12 protein-coding genes are annotated in these 17,378 nt (G+C 63.9%); 4 read left to right on the top strand and 8 right to left on the bottom strand.

Annotated features, from left to right (window positions below; translation table 11 throughout):
• Positions 1-31 precede the first annotated feature (31 nt).
• Together ACLGL5_RS16240 and ACLGL5_RS16245 are read right to left on the bottom strand one after the other, a co-directional pair.
• On the bottom strand, positions 32-1,924 hold the full coding sequence (locus ACLGL5_RS16240) for an ABC transporter ATP-binding protein (protein WP_083246665.1): 1,893 nt from the start codon (positions 1,922-1,924) through the stop codon (positions 32-34).
• Positions 1,924-3,807, bottom strand: coding sequence for an ABC transporter ATP-binding protein (locus tag ACLGL5_RS16245; protein WP_494372937.1), 1,884 nt, complete (start codon positions 3,805-3,807; stop codon positions 1,924-1,926). Before ACLGL5_RS16245 ends, ACLGL5_RS16240 begins: the two co-directional genes overlap by 1 nt.
• Before the next feature lie 337 nt (positions 3,808-4,144).
• On the opposite strand from ACLGL5_RS16245, the gene ACLGL5_RS16250 reads away from it, so the two are divergent.
• Both ACLGL5_RS16250 and ACLGL5_RS16255 read left to right on the top strand, forming a co-directional pair.
• On the top strand, positions 4,145-5,491 hold the full coding sequence (locus tag ACLGL5_RS16250) for an NAD(P)/FAD-dependent oxidoreductase (protein ID WP_069091547.1): 1,347 nt from the start codon (positions 4,145-4,147) through the stop codon (positions 5,489-5,491).
• Positions 5,492-5,710: 219 nt separating this feature from the next.
• Positions 5,711-7,150 carry an NAD(P)-dependent oxidoreductase gene (locus ACLGL5_RS16255; protein ID WP_069091548.1) on the top strand — a complete coding sequence of 480 codons (1,440 nt, stop codon included), beginning with the start codon at positions 5,711-5,713 and terminating at the stop codon, positions 7,148-7,150.
• A 70-nt stretch (positions 7,151-7,220) separates the two neighbouring features.
• On the opposite strand, the gene ACLGL5_RS16260 is transcribed toward ACLGL5_RS16255, so the two are convergent.
• From ACLGL5_RS16260 to ACLGL5_RS16285, 6 genes are all read right to left on the bottom strand, one after another.
• Positions 7,221-8,291, bottom strand: coding sequence for an alpha/beta hydrolase (locus tag ACLGL5_RS16260; protein ID WP_069091549.1), 1,071 nt, complete (start codon positions 8,289-8,291; stop codon positions 7,221-7,223).
• Between the two features lie 404 nt (positions 8,292-8,695).
• Entirely contained in the window at positions 8,696-10,192 is a 1,497-nt protein-coding gene (locus ACLGL5_RS16265) for an HAL/PAL/TAL family ammonia-lyase (RefSeq protein ID WP_069091550.1), read from the bottom strand.
• 139 nt (positions 10,193-10,331) lie between these two features.
• Positions 10,332-11,435, bottom strand: coding sequence for an alcohol dehydrogenase family protein (locus ACLGL5_RS16270; protein ID WP_069091551.1), 1,104 nt, complete (start codon positions 11,433-11,435; stop codon positions 10,332-10,334).
• 8 nt (positions 11,436-11,443) lie between these two features.
• Positions 11,444-12,823, bottom strand: coding sequence for an aspartate aminotransferase family protein (locus tag ACLGL5_RS16275; protein WP_494372938.1), 1,380 nt, complete (start codon positions 12,821-12,823; stop codon positions 11,444-11,446).
• 31 nt (positions 12,824-12,854) lie between these two features.
• Positions 12,855-14,348, bottom strand: a complete 1,494-nt coding sequence (locus ACLGL5_RS16280; protein WP_069091553.1) for an NAD-dependent succinate-semialdehyde dehydrogenase — start codon at positions 14,346-14,348, stop codon at positions 12,855-12,857.
• 130 nt (positions 14,349-14,478) lie between these two features.
• Positions 14,479-14,970 (bottom strand): Lrp/AsnC family transcriptional regulator, encoded by a 492-nt coding sequence (locus ACLGL5_RS16285; RefSeq protein WP_027046564.1) that lies wholly within the window; start codon positions 14,968-14,970, stop codon positions 14,479-14,481.
• 83 nt (positions 14,971-15,053) lie between these two features.
• Here ACLGL5_RS16285 and ehuR point away from each other — a divergent pair, with 83 nt between their 5' ends.
• Positions 15,054-16,439 carry a MocR-like ectoine utilization transcription factor EhuR gene (gene ehuR, locus ACLGL5_RS16290; RefSeq protein WP_069091554.1) on the top strand — a complete coding sequence of 462 codons (1,386 nt, stop codon included), beginning with the start codon at positions 15,054-15,056 and terminating at the stop codon, positions 16,437-16,439.
• 143 nt (positions 16,440-16,582) lie between these two features.
• Positions 16,583-17,368 carry an ectoine/hydroxyectoine ABC transporter ATP-binding protein EhuA gene (gene ehuA / locus ACLGL5_RS16295; protein ID WP_069091555.1) on the top strand — a complete coding sequence of 262 codons (786 nt, stop codon included), beginning with the start codon at positions 16,583-16,585 and terminating at the stop codon, positions 17,366-17,368.
• The last annotated feature ends 10 nt before the right edge of the window (positions 17,369-17,378 follow it).

Here is a 17,378-nt window from a genome sequence, read left to right on the forward strand (position 1 = left end):
GGCAGCGGAGGTTCGAACCCGCCCGCACCGCTCACGTCGCTTTGCCGAGCGCCGCGTCCATTCCCATTTCTTCTTCGGAAATGTCGTCGAACGAAGCGTAGTTCATGTTGTAGAGCCGGGCGTAGAGGCCCTTCCTCAGCATCAGCTGTTCGTGGTTGCCGCTTTCGACGATCTCGCCATTCTGCAGCACGATGATGCGGTCGGCGCCGCGGATGGTGGCGAGTCGATGGGCGATGACCAGCCCGGTGCGGCCCTCCAGCAGGGTGATCAGCGCCCTCTGGATCAGCATCTCGGTGTAGGAATCGATGCTGGCCGTGGCCTCGTCGAGCACCAGGATCTTGGCGTCAGCGACCAGCGCGCGCGCGAAACTGATGAGCTGGCGCTGGCCGAGCGAGAGGTTGCCGCCGCGCTGTTCGAGCTCGGTATCGTAGCCGCCGGGTAGTTGCTCGATGAAGTCGTGCGCGCCGACGGCCTGTGCCGCGCGAACCACTTCTTCGCGGCTGGCTGATGTCTTGTGGTAGCGGATGTTCTCCAGCACCGTGCCGGAGAACAGGAACGGCTCCTGCAGCACCATGGCCACTTGGTCGCCGAGTGAATCCTGCGTCAGGTCACGCACATCGTGACCGCCGACAACGACTTGCCCCGACCAGACATCGTAGAAGCGGTGCACCAGCGCCATCGAACTCGACTTGCCCGATCCCGTCGGGCCGACAAGCGCGACGGTCTCGCCAGGATTGACGCGGAAGGAGATGTTCTTCAGCACCGGCTGGTTCGGCCGATAGCCGAAGGTGACGTTCCTGAACTCGACCGAGCCGTCCGTATCGCGCGACAAGGCCACCGCATTGTCCTTGTCGCTGACATCCACCGGCACGTCGAGCACTTCGGAGATGCGCTGGCCCGAAGCCATGGCGCGCTGCATGACGCTGTACTGCATGGTGAGCGAGCGGATCGGGTCGAAGAAGCGCTGGATGTAGAACAGGAACGCCACCATGACGCCGACATCGAGGCTGTGCGACAGCACCATCGAACCGCCGACGACAATGACCGTCGCCATGGCGATGCCAGTCAGCGTGTCGACGATCGGCACCATCACCTGCGCGTATCGAGCCGACCGCAGATGGGCGTTGAGGTTGGCCAGCACCTTTTCGTCATAGAGGTCGAAATTGACGTGCTGGCGTTCCAGGCTCTGCACGGTGCGCACGCCATGGATGCCTTCGGCGAGTGCCCCGTTGGCAATGGAATTGGTTTCGTGCGCCGCCATGAAGGCGACCTTGGCGCGCGGCAGCCAGAACAGCCGCACGATGAACAGCATCGGCATGGTCGACAGCGTCAGCAGTCCGAGCCGGAAATCGAGCCACAGCAGAACGGTGACGATACCGAACAGCAGCACGATGTCGCCCACCGACATCACTGATGTCTCGAGGAATTCCTGCATCGAATTGACGTCGCCCTGGAGGCGCGACATCAGCCGGCCGACCTCGGTCTTGTCCATGAAGCTGAGCGACACAAGCTGCAGATGGCTGAACATGGCGCGGCGCAGGTCGGAAAGCACGTTCTCCGCCACCTTGCCGACGACGCTTTCCTGCACATAACTGGCGGCATAGTTGATCAGGATGATCACGGTGAAGGTGACGATCGCGGAGATCATCACCGAGCGGTCGAGCCGGCCCGGAGCCATGCCGTGGTCGATGGCGTAACGGATGACCAGCGGGATCGCCAGCTGCGTCAGCGTGAACACCAGCACCGCCGCCACCGAGATGAAGATCCGGCCCTGATAGGGTCTGACGAAGCTCCAGATGCGTCTGACGATGCGCGGATCATAGGCCTTGCCGAAAACCTCTTCCTCGTCGCGATGCGAGCCGACGACGGCCTTGGTCGGCCGCCCGCTTTTGTCGTCCTTCTCGTCGTCGTCCTGCGTCGACATCATGCGGCTCCCTCGAGCCGGTCGTCGTCCGGCCGCAGCTGCAGGTCGTAAAGCGCGCGGTAGCGTCCGCCCAGCGCCAGCAGTTCCTCATGCGTGCCGCGCTCGACGATGCGGCCGCCCTCGACGAACAGGATCTGGTCGGCATGCATCAGCGAACTCAACCGGTGCGAGATGATCAGCGTCACGCGATCCTTGGCGAAGCGCTTCATCGCCGCGCGGATACGCTGCTCGGTGCCGGCATCGATTGCCGCGGTGGAATCGTCGAAGACCAGAACCGATGGCCGCAGCATCAGGCTGCGCGCAATGGTCAGGCGCTGCCGTTGGCCGCCGGAAAGCGAGGCGCCGCGCTCGCCGACGACCGTGGTGTAGCCGGCCGGAAGCCCGATAATATAGTTGTGCAACTGCGCATATTCGGCGGCCTGTCCGATGCGGGTCTCGCGCGCCCAGGGGTTGCCATAGGCGATGTTGTTCTCGATCGAGGTGGTGAACAGGAACGCATCCTGCTGCACCACGCCGACTACCTTGCGCAGCGATTGCAGCGTGACCTTGCTTATATCCTGGCCGTCGATGGTGATCGCGCCGGAGGTGACGTCGTAGAAGCGCGGGATCAAATGCGCGATGGTCGACTTGCCGCTGCCCGGCGGGCCGACAATGCCGACCGTCTCGCCGGGCTTCGCCTCGAAGGATATGCCGGACAGGGTCGGACGGCCGCCCGCGCCCTCATAGCGGAAGCCGACATCATCGAAGCGCAGCACGCCATCGGTGATGACGAGCTCCCTGGCGTCGGGCGCATCCTCGATGTCGAGTTCGGTGTCGAGCAGTTCGAACAGCCGCGTGCCGCAGGTCGAGGCGCGCGCGAAGGAATTGACCATCAGGCCAAGCTGGCGCACCGGCATTTGCAGGATGGTCATGAAGGTGAGGAACTGCGCCAGCGTACCGACGCTGATCTGGCCCGCGATCACCTTCTGGCCGCCAAACCACAGCACCAGCCCCATGGCGGCCAGGAAGGAAAAGTTCATGGCGCTGGTGTTGGCGACGCGGATGTCGACGCGCTGATTGGCCAGCTCCAGCGCGTCCTGCTTGGCGCGGTCGAATTTCTTGAGCTCATGGCGCTGCGCCGCGAAGGCACGCACGACACGGATGCCGCCAAGATTCTCGTCCATCACCCGGCTCAGCACCGACAGCCGCTCCTGCAGCGTCAGCCAGGTGCTGCGCAATCTGAGCTGTGTCACCGAGGAACGCCAGGCGACGAACGGCACGAAGCTGAGGCTGAGCAGGCCGAGCACGAGATCGGTGCTTATCAAGAGATAGGCGCCGACGCCGATCAGCACGCCGAGCAGCACCACGCGCAGGATGCCTGTGGAAAAGAACATGCGCACGCCGTCGAGATCGAGCAGCCCGAGCGTGATCAGGTCGCCGGTATGGACCTTGTCGTGGAAGGAGAAGCTCAGCCGCTGGATCTTCTCGTAGAAGGCGAGCCGCAATTCATAGCCGGTCTGATGGCCGACGGCCTCGCCAAAATAGTTCTGCGCCATGGTGAAGAGGCCGCGCAGGATGCTGACGACCAGCAGGGTCAGCGCCGTGTGCCACAGTGCCTGTTCTGCCGCGGTGCCGGCGCCCGCGGCGATCACGCCTTGCGCCTGGTCGATGGCGCGTCCCAGCAGGCGTGGGATGAAAAGCTGCAGCGTCGCGGCGATGAAGGTCGAGACCAGCGTGATGGCGACCTGCCAGGGATGGCGCAGCGTCATGCGCACGATGCGCAGCAAGGTGCTGAGGCCCTTGCCCCAGGAGGCTTCCGCCACATGGGCAAACGATTTGCCGCGCTTCGCCGCGCCGCTGGTTGCATCCGTAGGCAAGGAAAATATCCAATCCAATCCGGACATTAGCCCGGACGAATGAAGCAGACTCAGTTCTGATGGCGTGATGTTACGCGTGTCCGACTTGACCCTTCAAGGGGCCAATAGCGGCATCGCACTGTGCCTGACAGGCAATGCCGCCATCGGTCGTCGCGGGCGCTTGCGGCTTGTCGCCAAAACGTCATGTGAGGGGTGTCGAGGCGACATTCGCTGGCATAAACAATTCATTGCATTGACGCGCAGATTCTCCAGCTCGACCCAGCCTTGACGGACTATCAATTCTGTCACGCGTCGCCGACACGGAAGCAGCCAGGTCCAGCAGCGAGGGCCGACGCCGCCGTGAATAGCAAGAGGGCAGTCTTCCTTGACAAGTTTTCCTTTCACCGATGCCATGCCGATCCAGTTTCAATCGCCGTTGCCGAAGGCTTCGGAGGTTGTGGTCATCGGTGGTGGCGTCATCGGCGTGACCACGGCCCTGTTCCTGGCGCGACGCAACATTTCGGTGACATTGCTGGAAAAGGGCCGCATCGCCGGCGAGCAATCGTCGCGGAACTGGGGCTGGATCCGGCAGCAAGGTCGCGATGCCGATGAACTGCCTGTTGTCATCGAAGCGCAGCGCCTCTGGCGTCAACTGGCCGAGGAATGCGGCGAGGACATCGGGCTGAGGCAGGCGGGCGTCACCTATCTCGCGCGAACCGACAAGGAGATGGCCGGCTTCGCCAAGTTCCTGAAGATCGCAGAGATACACGGCGTCGACACGCGTCTCCTCGACCAGGGTGAGACGGCCAGGCTGATCCCAGCCATGTCGCGCTCTTTCAAGGGTGCGATGACCACCCCGTCGGACATGCGCGCCGAGCCTTGGGTGGCGGTTCCCGCGCTTGCCCGCCTCGCCGCCCGGGAGGGCGTCACCATCATCGAGAATTGTGCGGCGCGCATGCTCGACATATCGGCTGGACGCGTTAGCGGGGTCTGGGCCGAGCAGGGCCGTATCGCCACCTCGAGCGCGGTCGTCGCGAGCGGTGCGTGGACGTCGCTCTTCCTGCGCGCCCACGGCGTCTCCATCCCGCAGCTGAGCGTCAGGGCGACCGTCGCCGCGACCGGACCCATGCCCGAGATCCATTCGGGCGCCGTGGCCGACGAACATATCGCATTCCGGCGCAGGCAGGATGGCGGCTACACGCTGGCATCGGGAGGCACCAGTCAGCTGTATGTCGGGCCTGACGCCTTTCGTCACGCGACCAAATTTGTTCCCGCCCTGATGGCGAATCCTTTTGGCACTTCCTACCTGCCGGCGGCGCCGCGAGGCTATCCGGACAGCTGGTCAACGCCACGCCGATGGAACGCGGACGAGGAAAGCCCGTTCGAACGGATACGCATCCTCAATCCCGCCCCCAAAGCCTCGGCATTGCGCGATATCGAGCGCGAATTCGCGGCACTTTTCACGCAGTTCAAGACGGTGCCGATCAAGGCGAGCTGGGCGGGCATGATCGATGCGATGCCGGATGTGGTGCCGGTCGTTGATCGTGCCGCCGAAATTCCGGGTCTCGTCATCGCCACCGGGATGAGCGGTCATGGCTTCGGCATCGGACCTGGCATGGGCCGCGTCGTGTCCGACCTCGTCCAGGGAAACGAGATCGGGCATGATCTTCACAGGTTCCGTCAATCGCGGTTCAGCGACGGCAGCCCGATCAAGCTAGGACCCAGTCTCTAGATAGGGCTGTCTGGCGTCGCGGGCCAAGAACGTCATCCATGCCTTCGGCCATGGCCATCAAGGCCTCATCGGCGGCGCCGTCACCGGCAAGATCGTGTCGCAACTCGCCGCCGGTTTGCCGCCGGCGATCGATCTGACGCCCTTCCGGGCGGATAGGTTCTGATTTCAGAGCGTGCTGCCGCACCGGCAGACCTTTCCGTTCTTGCATGGGGAAACGACGTGACCGCAAACACCAATACCCAGGCCGTAGAGCCGATCGATCCGCAGGGGATCTACACCGTGCTGATCTGTGATCTGGTCGGCCTGCGGTTCGGACCTGACGGCAAGCCTGATCCCAGCGAAGTGCGCGCCCATATCGAAGCCAAGGGCGGCCGCTTCCATTTGTCCGCGCTTGGCGACAAAGCGGGCCTCGAGCGGGGCCGGGTGCATTTCTTCTACCAGCCGGATCTCAGCACCCGCGAGGAGCTGGTCGAGGCCGCCGGCGACGGACGCTACGACGCCGTCATCGCCGCAGCGACCTTCCTGCCCGCAGAGACCGTCTTTGCGCTGGCCGGTGTGCGGATCGGCGCCGGCACCGGCAATATGGGTTCGCGCTCCTGGGGTGGCGGCAGCGGCGAGGGCGGCAGCGCGGTGCTGATGAACACGCCCGGCATCAACAGCCGCGCCACCGCACAGATGGTGATGAAGGCGATCCTGAAAGTGCTGCCGGATCTACCTGTCGGCTTGCTTCACGACCGGGTGGCACGCGGCGATTTCGACACTGGCAGGGAGTTGCGTGATTTCCCGACCGAAAAACTCGAAGGCAAGACGATCGCTATCATCGGCTACGGCAATATCGGCCGCGAGGTGGCCAAGCTCGCCCGTGCCTTCGGCATGCGCGTGGTGATCCATGCAAGGCCACGGCACCGCGACTGGGTAGAAGCCGAGGGCTTTGCCTTCGCGGCGGATCTTTCCGACGCGGCTGAAGGTGCAGATGTGCTCAGCGTCCATGTCGGCCTGGGCAAGCAGGACGCGCAGACGGGCCGCTACGCCAATGCCGGGCTCATTGGCGCCGAGGTACTGTCCCGCATGAACAAGGGTGCGGTGCTGGTCAACTACGATCGCGGCGAGCTTGTCGACGTCGCAGCGCTTGGCGAGGCGCTGGACGCAGGGCGGGTGCGCCACGCCGCCATCGATGCCGATCTGTTCAGGGATGACTCGACTGGACGTCTTTCCGGCCCGATGCTGCCTTATCTCGACCTCGTCGAAAGGCACGGCGAAAAACTTGAACTTCTGCCCCATGCGGCAGCCGATACGGACCATCCGTCGCGCGTTGCCGGCGCCAAACAGGCTGTCGACCAGCTGTTCGATGTCATCTGCCGCAAATCGGTGACCAATGCCAAAGGCACCGTGCCGCCGGGTTATCTCTCGCTTGGGGCGACAACGCCCCCAGGCATCGGACCGGTGACGGCGGATCATTTTTTGAAATTGACTGCCAGCGACTGCTCCGAACTGGCGGATGTCTGTGATCGGCAAAGCCGGCTGTGGAAGGCTCTGTCGGATGCGCCGCCCACAGAGCGCGGCAAGATGGTCACTGAGCAGGGCGAAGAACTTGTCCGGCTGATCGACCGCTTCTGCCTCCTGGCCGAGAAACTCAACCTCCGAGGCCCTTACCAATAGGCTCGACCTGCCGCAGCGGGTTATCACGGCAGCAGGTCCGAACGAGACACTCCGCCGCAATCTTCAATATCTAACCCACCGTAGGCTCGATCCGATATCGGTGTGGAACGCCTGTCGCTGCACGGTTGCGGATCTTGTCGGGCGCTTGACCTGCCAGTACTGCGACTTCATCGTCGCGCACTGGCGTGTAGAGCCGATAATATTGATGGCTATCCATGTTGAGCTCGGCTGGAACAACGTCGCTCACGTCCACCGCACTCACCTTGTCGCTGATGGTTGCCATGTTGTCAGGGCCTCCGGCGCCAAGCCGGGGGCCGTTGAATTCAATTCCAGCACTCAAGAAGGTCAGCACCCAGTCCTCGTGGGTGTAGTAGACGGTAACCCCACGCCCGAGGTCGGGCAGCGCCTTCAGTTTGTCCTGCCGGTCGAACGCGTCGGAATCCTCGTCGGCTGCGGCGAGAATGATCTGATTGAAGATGGTCGGAAGATGCGTCGCCGGTACGGCCGGTTGGGTCTCGCCGGGTTTTGTATCTTGCGGTTGCGCCAGCAATGCCTGAACGCCAAAACGCAGCACATAGTTTCCCATACTGTGACAGAGCAGGTGAACAGTCGGACGCGGCGCGGTCGAGGAAAGCCCGGCAAGCTCCGTCGCTAGCCTGCGGATAACCCGGGCAAAGGCCGGACCGCTCTGTCGTGATGTTGCCCGGTCATGCTGGTAGCCGATCAATGTGCCGGCAGAGGGCCAACTAAAGACGATGATCTCGGCATGTATTCCGTAGAAGCTGAGGATCGTCGCCGCGCGTTCGACGCTGTCGGAAAAGGTGTTGAAGAAGCCGTGCGCGAACAAGATGATCGTCTTTGCCGAAACGAACGCCGGATGAAGCGCGGAAAACATCTGGTCGCTTCCACGAATTTGAGCCTTGCCCTTCTCGACGAGTATCTTCTCGTCATACACACGCAGGGTGCCAGGCACGATCTTGCCCTGTTTGGGAGCTCCGGTGACTGTCACCTGGACCTCTCCGTAGCGAATATCGACGCCTTGAGCTTGGCTGAGATTGGGGCCGAAGCCGGTGATCCGCCCTTGGCTGTTCACGATGGGGTTCCGATTGCTGACGAAATGGACCTTGTAGGTGTTGGCCATGGGCTCCTCCCAGACAGGATCAGGGGTGTCAGGTCAGGCAAACATTCGGCAATTCACTCCAGGGCGGCACATTCTTGTCTGCGAACCGCATACTCGGGCCTTGGCTCTCCTCGGATACTTTCGCAGTGCTTGCGCTAGCCAAGCGCAGGTTCCGTTATTTTACCTCATGGAAGAACGTATTTGTTATTTCTAATATGATCATGCCATATCGGCAAGCAATTTCGCGACATCTCTTCTTTAATGTCTTGATGCATTGCATGCGCCACTTGTGACGCCGAAGATGAGTTTTGCAACGACCGACCACACCGATAGCCCTGGTGGGCGGACCGCGCGCGTTGGTTGCTTGACGCCTAGGATTCGCGCCGGAAGATCGGGATACCGATCGTGGCGGACCGGCCGTCGGCTCAGTACCGGGGACCGGCCACCATCCGCGCCATCCGCGTCATGTCGGTGCTCATCTCGCGGTCGTCATCGAGCGGGCTGACGAGCGCGCGCACGGCGGCGAAGGTGCGCCGCGGCCCTTCGCCCATGCTGTCGACGACACCGCGCAACTCCACACCCGTCGCAGCGAAGATCAGCTCCATCGCCACGAGATAGCGCATGCGCTCGATGATCTCGGCGGTCTTGGCCACCACCCTGGGCGCCATCGACGACTGATCCTCGATGCCGTCGGAAACGGCGAGCGGGCTGAGTGACATGGGGTTGGCCAGGTGCCGGATTTCGGCTTCCAGCGCGGACAAGGGCTTCTGCAGTTCCGCATAGCCCTGACGACTGCCGCCTCTCGCCGATAGGAAACGCGGCAGTTCGGCTGTTGTCGGCGACATCAGCTTCATGCAGCGGTTGGCGGTGCCAACCGCGCAATGCGCGAGTGCCTGGCCGAGCTGTTCCCAGGCGAGCGTCATCGCCGTCAGGTCGAAATTGCCGTTGGAAATCACCCGTTCGCCGTCGGCCAGGATCACCGGGTTGTCGCCCGAATGGGTCAGTTCGATCTCGGTAGCCAGCCGTGCCTGTTCGAACGCATTGAGCAGGCCGCCCCAGACCTGTGGCACGCAGCGATAGCTGAGCGGATCCTGCAAGCGCCGTGCCGCCTTGTCCTTCCACAAGCCGCTTCCCGCCAGCTCCGCGCGCAACCGCGCGCCGATCTCGCGCTGGCCGAAGGCCGGCCGTGCGGCCAGCGCTTGCTCGTCGATCGCGGTGAGGGAGGAGCGAAACGCCTCGTAGTTGAGCGCCACGGCGGCCAGCGCCCAGTCGATGAGATGGGCGACGTCTTCGAGGCACAGGCACGCCGTTCCGGTCGACAGGCTGTTGGCGACGATGATGGCGTGGCCGTCCTTCTCGCGCAGGTCCAGCGGATCGAGCCCGGCCAAGGCAAGCGCCTCGGCGGAGGGCATGATCCTGCCCTGGAATTCCGCCTCGCCATCGCCGCGCAGCGACCTTGCCATATGGCCGAGATGGGCAAGGTCGGCCGCGCCGATCGAGCCCCAGGTCGGGATCACCGGATGGACGGCGGCGTTGAGCGCCGCGACAAGGCCCGTGACCACGCGTTCGGAGGTTCCGGTGCCGCCGGCGGCCATGCCCGAGATGCGCGCGGTCATCATCGCTCGCACCGCTTCTGTCGGCAAGGCCGGCCCGATGCCCATGCTGTGGCTGAGCGGCACGCTGTGCTGGAAGGCGATCAGGTCCGCCTGTGCGAGCGGCGTATCGACACAGGCGCCCAGGCCCGTGGTGACGCCGTACATCGGCTTGCCAAGCCCGGTCAGATGCTCGATCAGCGCGCGGCTCGCCCGGATGCGGCGCATCGCCTCTTCGCCCAGCATCAGCCGGGCGTTGCGGCGTGCGATCTCGGCGACGTCGGCCACGCCGAGCGGCCTGGCATCGAGCAATATCATTCGGCCTGTCATGTTTCGCCTGTATCCCGCGACCAGATGCCCGGACCAGTATGACTACGGGCGTCGCCGTTTGTGACGGCTCGCAGACACGACTGCAAGCCATTCCCATTGGGACAGCGGCAGAAGGTGGCTAGAGCGAGGGGCCAGGAAACTACGCCGGCCGTTCCGCCACGGCATCAGGTACCACCACCAGCTTGCCGACGAAATCCTTGGCGACGAAGTCGGCCTGTGCGCGGTGAAAATCGGAGAGCCTGTAGACGCCGCCGACCAGTGGCCGGATCTTTTTCGCTTCGATGTAGCTGACGATCCGGCGGAAATCCGCGCGCGTGCCCTGGCTCGAGCCATGCAACTGCAATTGCTTGAGATACATGGTCCTGAGATCGAGCTGCACGACCGGCCCGGCGATCGCGCCGGCCGTGGTGTAGCGGCCTTCGGGCCGCAGAATACGCAGCAGGTCGTTGAAGATCGCGCCGCCGACAAGATCGGCGACCACGTCGATCGGCCGGCCGCCGGTCACTTCAGCCACGGCCCGTGGCAAGTCAGCGACGCCACGGGTGATGACGGCCTCGGCGCCAATGTCGAGCACCACCTGTTCCTTGCCCTTGCCGACGACGGCGTAGGGAATGGCGCCGCGCGCCCGCGCCAATTGCACGATGCCGGAGCCAACGCCGCCCGAGGCACCGGTGACCAGCACGCGCTCGCCGGCTTTTAAGCCAGCGCGTTCCAGCATCTGTTCGCCGGTCAGGTAGGCGCAGCAGAAAGTGGCGAGTTCGACGTCGCTCATATCCGTGTGGACGACATGCGCATTCTCAGCAGGCACGGTCTGATACTCGGCGTAACCGCCGTCGCGGCCATGGCCCATATAGTCTATGTCGGCCAGTGAATCGTCGTCGCGGTTGTAGATGGAGAAATCGACCATCACCCGCTCACCGATGCGGTCCGGCGAAACGCCGTCGCCAACGGCAACGATGGTGCCAACCGTGTCGGTGCCCTGGATGCGCGGGAAAACAAGCGTGTTGCCCTGGCGCCGCCAGGTCGACACGGCGGCGGCATCCTCTTCGGTACCATAGGCACCCTGGCGCACCCAGACGTCGGTGTTGTTCATCCCGCAAGCGCCGACTTTCACCAGCACCTCACCCGGGATAGGCGCGGGCACCTTCACATCGGTGCGGTAGACGAGTTTTTCCGGTCCGCCATGCCCGGTGAGCAGCACGGCGGCCATGGTGGCGGGGACGGTTCCGGTCATGGCATTCATCGTCGATCTCAAAGATTGGCAAACACGCTTTTCACCGCGCCCGCCGTCATCGAGACGACGATGTCGGCCTCCTCGCGGGTCAGGCAGAGCGGTGGCGCGAAGCCGAGAATGTCGCCCTGCGGCATGGCGCGGCCAATGACGCCGCTTGCGGCAAGCGCTGTCGCCACTTGCGGCCCGATCTTCTGCGAAGCGTCGAAGAACACCCGGTCGTCCTTGTCGGCGACGAACTCGACCGCCGCCAGCATGCCGTCGCCGCGCACCTCGCCGACATTTTTATGGCCGCCGACGGCCTTGGCGAGCTCGGCACGGAAATAGGCGCCGGTCTCGCGGGCGTTCGCCACCAGATCCATCTCGTCGATCAGTTCGAGATTGGCGACACCGGCGGCAACGCAGATCGGGTGCGCTGAATAGGTCCAGCCATGGCCGAGCGAACCGAGCTTGTCGGAACCGTCGGCCAGCACCTGCCACATCTTGTCGGCGACGATGACGCCCGACAGCGGCGCATAGGCCGAGGTCAGGCCCTTGGCGATGGTGATCAAGTCCGGCTTGATGCCGTAATGGTCGGAGCCGAACATGGTGCCCAGTCGGCCGAAGCCCGTCACCACCTCGTCGGCGACCAGCAGCACATCATACTTCCTCAGCACCGCCTGGATCTTTTCCCAGTAACCGGCAGGCGGCGGCACGATGCCACCGGTGCCGAGGATCGGCTCGCCGATGAAGGCGGCGACGGTTTCGGGGCCTTCGGCCAGGATCATCTCCTCGAGCTTGTCGGCGCAATGCTGCGAGAACTGCTCCTCGCTCATCGAGCGGTCGGCGCGGCGGAAATAATACGGCGCTTCGGTGTGCAGCACCGGCGCGCGCGGCAGGTCGAAGGCGTTGTGGAACAGGTCGAGCCCGGTCAGCGATCCGGTCATCACGCCCGAACCGTGATAGCCGCGCCAGCGCGAAATGATCTTCTTCTTTTCCGGCCGGCCCAGCACATTGTTGTAGTACCAGATCAGCTTGATGTTGGTTTCGTTGGCGTCCGAGCCGGAGAGGCCGAAATAGACCCTCGACATGCCCTTCGGCGCGCGGTCGATGATCATCTTGGCCAACGTGATCGAGGCCTCGGTGCCGTGGCCGACATAGGCATGATAGTAGGCGAGGTTCTTCGCCTGGGTGGCGATTGCATCGGCGATCTTCTGGCGGCCATAGCCGACATTGACGCAATAGAGGCCGGCAAAGGCATCGATACTCTTCCTGCCATTGTTGTCCCAGACGGTGACGCCTTCACCACCCGCCATGATGCGGGTCGGCAATTCACCGCGCGCGTGCGTGCCCATATGCGTCGAGGGATGGAAGAAGTGGTCGCGATCCCAGGCGTTGAGTTCGTTGGACTGGTCGAGCATTTTGGTCTCCTTGAGGGATGGCCGGACGGATTTATGCGACGTCCAGGCAGAGATATTTGAGATCGGTGAACGCTTCGAGCCCGTGGCGCGAACCCTCGCGGCCGATGCCGGACTGCTTGACGCCGCCGAAGGGAATTGGCGCGCCGGTGATCTTCACCCGGTTGATGGCGACCATGCCGTAGTCGAGCGCGCGGCCCATGCGCTGCTGGCGCGCGCCATTCTCGGTCACGACATAGGCGACCAGGCCATATTCGGTGGCATTGGCACGTTCGACAACCTCGTCCTCGCTGTCGAACGGCGTCACCGCGGCGACCGGCCCAAAAGTCTCTTCGCGCATGATCAGCGCCGCGTCGGAAACGTCGGCCAGCAGCGTCGGCTGGTAGAACAGCGGCCCGGCCTGGTGTCGCTTGCCGCCGGCAAGGCAACGCGCGCCATGGGCGAGCGCATCGGCGACCTGCTCCTCGACTTTCTGGACGGCGCGCTCATGCATCAGCGGCCCGATGTCGGTCTTGTCGTCAAGGCCATTGCCGGTCCGCAGCGCCTCGATCCGCTTGGCGAAGGCAGCGTAGAAGCGATCGTGGATCGGCCGCTGGACGTAGATGCGGTTGGCGGCGAGGCAATCCTGGCCCGATGTGGCGAATTTAGCGTCGATGGCGATGCTCACCGCCTTGTCGAGATCCGCATCGGCAAACACGATGAGCGGAGCGTGGCCGCCAAGCTCCATCACCAGCCGCTTCATCGTCGGCGCGCTCTGCGCGGCAATCAGCCTGCCGATCTCGGTCGAGCCCGTAAAACTCATGGCGCGGACGCGTGCGTCTTCGCACATCCGCCCGACGATCGTCGCGGCCTTGCCGGTGACGATGTTGAAGACGCCAGCCGGCAGTCCCGCGCGCTCGCCAAGCTCGGCCAGCGCCAGCGCCGACAGCGGCGTTTCCGAGGACGGATGCGCGACAATGGTGCAGCCGGCGGCAAGGGCGGCGGCCGCCTTGCGGGTCAGCATGGCCGAGGGGAAATTCCACGGCGTGACGATGCCGACGACGCCGAGCGGCTCGCGCCGCACCATCATTTCCGCGTTCGCCAGATGGCTGGTGACGCTCTCGGCGTTGAGGCGCTTGGCTTCCTCCGCATACCACTCGACGAAAGTGGCGGCATAGTCGATTTCGCCGAGCGATTCCTGCAAGGGCTTGCCCTGTTCCAGGGTCATCAGCAATGCCAGGTCGTCTTTCGCGGCAATGATCAGCTCGAACCATTTTCGCAGGATTCTTGACCGCTCCTGCGGCAGCAGCGACCGCCAGGCCGGAAAAGCGCGCGCGGCGGCATCGATTGCTTTTGTCGTTTGCCGTGCATCCAGCGCCGCGACGAAAGCGACCGTGCTTCCCGTCGCCGGATCCGTGACCTCAAAGCTTTCGGCGGCCTCGCTCGCCGTCCAGTGGCCGTCGACATAGGCGAGTTCGCGCAGCAGACGGCGGTCGGCGAGGCGGTCGAGCGCCTCGTGGCGATGCGAGCGGGCGAAATGCGCGGACATGGTCGAAGCCTCCCGGTTCGGTCTGATCCTGGGAGACTATCGGTCGTGGGCAGACAGAGAGGCTATTTGGGTGTCTTGAAGTAGAGAGATTCTCTCTATTGTGAAGCCTCTGCAGACGATTTCTCCGGTACTACGGCGACACCGGCAGCAACTCGGTGATGGGAAGTGCGATCTCTTCCTTCACCGTCTTGGTGACGATGTAGGTGAAGTAGCGGTCGATGCCGATCTCGCGGTCGAGCAAGCCGTCGACAAGCCGCTGATAGGCGTCGATGTCGCGAGCCATCACCTTCAGCACATAGTCGACGCCGCCGCCCACCGACCAGCAGGCGACGATTTCGGGGATATCGCGGATGACGCGCTCGAAGCGGTCGAAATCGGCCTGGCGGTGGCTGGCCAACGTCACTTCCATCAGCACGGTGGCCACCGGCGCCACGACGCGCATGGCGATCCTTGCGTGATAGCCCGAGACGATGCCGGCCTTTTCCAGCTTGCGCAGCCGCATCCAGCACGGCGTCGGCGACAGCCCCACCTGCTCGGCCAGCGCCAGCTTGGTGATGCGCCCGTCGCGCTGGATGGCGTCGAGGATTTTGAGGTCGATCGCGTCGAGTTTCGCAGCAGTCATCAGCGCCCACTTTTTCGTCCACTGTACCATGATGGCGCATTATTTCGATTGTCAATTGCACTGATTTCGATCTCTAATAAGTCATGACATTGTGGCAACCCGATCCCGCGCTCATAAGGCGGCCAGCCTATCAATCGCTTGCCGACCAGTTCGCGCGCGCCATCCATGACGGACGTCTTGCCAATGGCGCGCGGCTGCCGACACATCGACGGCTGGCCGACGATCTCAAGCTGTCGGTGCAGACGGTCAGCCGCGCCTATGAGGAATTGATCCGGCGCGGCCTGATTTCCGGCGAGATCGGCCGCGGCAGCTTCGTCCAGACGCAGCGTCGCGAGCCGGAGCCGCCCTATCTGCCTGAGCGTCTCGGCGAGGTCATCGACCTCTCCATCCTGAAGCCGGTCTGCGAGCCGATGCATCTGGAGCGATTGAAGCAGGCGCTGGGTTGGCTCGCCGAAAACCTGCCGTCGAGTTCGGCGCTGTCCTTTCGGCCCAACATGGTGTTTCCGCGCCATCGTGCGGTGGCGGTCGAATGGCTGAAACTGTGCGGGCTCGACATTTCCGCCCAGAACATCAGCCTGACCAATGGCGCCACCGCCGGCATGACGGTGGCGCTGATGAGCGTGGCGCCGCCGGGATCGACCGTCGCCACCGAGGCGATCGGCCACCACACGCTGGTGCCGCTGGCGCGCTATCTCGGTTTCAACCTCGAAGGCCTGCCGATCGATGATAGCGGCCTGATCCCGGAGGCGCTGGACGAGGCCTGCCGTCTTTCCGACATCCGCGCGGTGTTCGTGCAGCCTTCGGTGATCAACCCGACGGCGACGCTGATGGATGCGCGGCGGCGTGAAGAAATCGCCGCGGTCGCGCGCAAGCATGACATCGCCATCATCGAGAATGACGTGCTGGGGCCGTTGGTCGAGGACCGGCCGCCGCCGGTCGCCGCTTACGCGCCGGAGCGCACGCTCTACGTCACCTCTTTCACCAAGATCACCGTGCCCGGCCTGCGCATCGGCTATCTCGCCGCGCCTGACCGTTATGTCGCCGCCGTCGCCAACCGGCATCTGGTGTCGAACTGGATGGCGACGCCGCTGGTGGCCGAGATCGCCACCAAATGGGTGACCGACGGCACGGCGATGGAACTGGTACGCTGGCAGCGCGCCGCGTTACGGCGGCGGCAGGATATCGCCGCCGAAGTGTTGGCCGGAATCGACTATCGCGCCCGGCGCGACGGGCTGCATATCTGGCTGCGACTGCCCGACGACCGTGCCGAAGAGGGCTTTGTCGCCCAGGCCCGGCTGCAGGGCGTGGCGATCGCGCCGGGAACATCCTTCCGCATTTCCGACGCGCCCTGGCATCCGGCGGTGCGCATCTCGCTGGGCTCGACCACCGAAGGGGAACTGCGCGCCGGCCTCGGCGTTGTCACCAAGCTCTTGCTTGGCGATCCGGAGCATCTGCTGTTGGCAATCTAGCGAGTGCGCCGCTCTTCGGCAGCGATTGCTCAACAATTGTGCGGAATGGGAAATATTGTCATGATATTATTTTCCCAATTGACATGATTTGGCGCGTTCCGCATCGTTAAGGGCACAGGCTTCTCCAGCACGGGGAAATTCATTTGTCCGCACCCATCATCAAGGTCGATGCCATTTCGAAGAGCTTCGGTGCCTTCAAGGTGCTGGACGGCTTGTCGATGCAGGTCATGCCGCGCGAGAAGCTGGCGCTGATCGGTCCGTCCGGCTCGGGCAAGACGACGATCCTGCGCATCCTGATGACGCTGGAGCGCATCGATGGCGGCCACATCCAGATCGAGGGCGAGCAGCTCTACCACATGGAGCGCAACGGCCAGCTGCTGCCGGCCGACGAGCGGCATCTGGCGCGGATGCGCCAGAAGATCGGCATGGTGTTCCAGCTGTTCAACCTGTTTCCGCACAAGAGCGTCATCGACAATGTGACGCTGGCGCCGATGCTGACCAAGGGAACGCCCCGCGCCGCCGCCGAAAAGCGGGCGATGGAACTGCTCGACATGGTCGGCATGGCCGACAAGGCCAAGGCGATGCCGGCGCAACTGTCGGGCGGCCAGAAGCAGCGCGTGGCGATCGCCCGGGCGCTCGCTCTGCAGCCGAAGATCATGCTGTTCGACGAGGTGACGTCGGCGCTCGACCCGGAACTGGTCGAGGAGGTGCTCAACGTTCTGTGGCGGCTCTGCGCCGAGACCGACATGACCATGCTGCTGGTCACCCACGAGATGGGGTTTGCCCATGACTTCGCCGACCGGGTGCTGTTCTTCGATCGCGGCAAGATCGTCGAGCAGGGCAAGCCCGACGAGATTTTCCGCCATCCCAAACAGGAGCGCACGCAAGGCTTCCTGAAGAAGATCATCGCGGCCGGACATCGCGTCTGACCGTCATGCC

It is taken from the genome of Mesorhizobium sp. U510, from assembly GCF_059180695.1.

What these genes read in the sequence shown, in the direction of transcription:
- ACLGL5_RS16270 (WP_069091551.1), bottom strand. Translation starts at nt 11,435, where the DNA reads ATGAATGCCATGACCGGAACCGTCCCCGCCACCATGGCCGCCGTGCTG.
- ACLGL5_RS16240 (WP_083246665.1), bottom strand. Translation starts at nt 1,924, where the DNA reads ATGTCGACGCAGGACGACGACGAGAAGGACGACAAAAGCGGGCGGCCG.
- ACLGL5_RS16280 (WP_069091553.1), bottom strand. Translation starts at nt 14,348, where the DNA reads ATGTCCGCGCATTTCGCCCGCTCGCATCGCCACGAGGCGCTCGACCGC.
- ehuR (WP_069091554.1), top strand. Translation starts at nt 15,054, where the DNA reads ATGACATTGTGGCAACCCGATCCCGCGCTCATAAGGCGGCCAGCCTAT.
- ACLGL5_RS16265 (WP_069091550.1), bottom strand. Translation starts at nt 10,192, where the DNA reads ATGACAGGCCGAATGATATTGCTCGATGCCAGGCCGCTCGGCGTGGCC.
- ACLGL5_RS16285 (WP_027046564.1), bottom strand. Translation starts at nt 14,970, where the DNA reads ATGACTGCTGCGAAACTCGACGCGATCGACCTCAAAATCCTCGACGCC.
- ACLGL5_RS16275 (WP_494372938.1), bottom strand. Translation starts at nt 12,823, where the DNA reads ATGCTCGACCAGTCCAACGAACTCAACGCCTGGGATCGCGACCACTTC.
- ACLGL5_RS16260 (WP_069091549.1), bottom strand. Translation starts at nt 8,291, where the DNA reads ATGGCCAACACCTACAAGGTCCATTTCGTCAGCAATCGGAACCCCATC.
- ACLGL5_RS16245 (WP_494372937.1), bottom strand. Translation starts at nt 3,807, where the DNA reads ATGTCCGGATTGGATTGGATATTTTCCTTGCCTACGGATGCAACCAGC.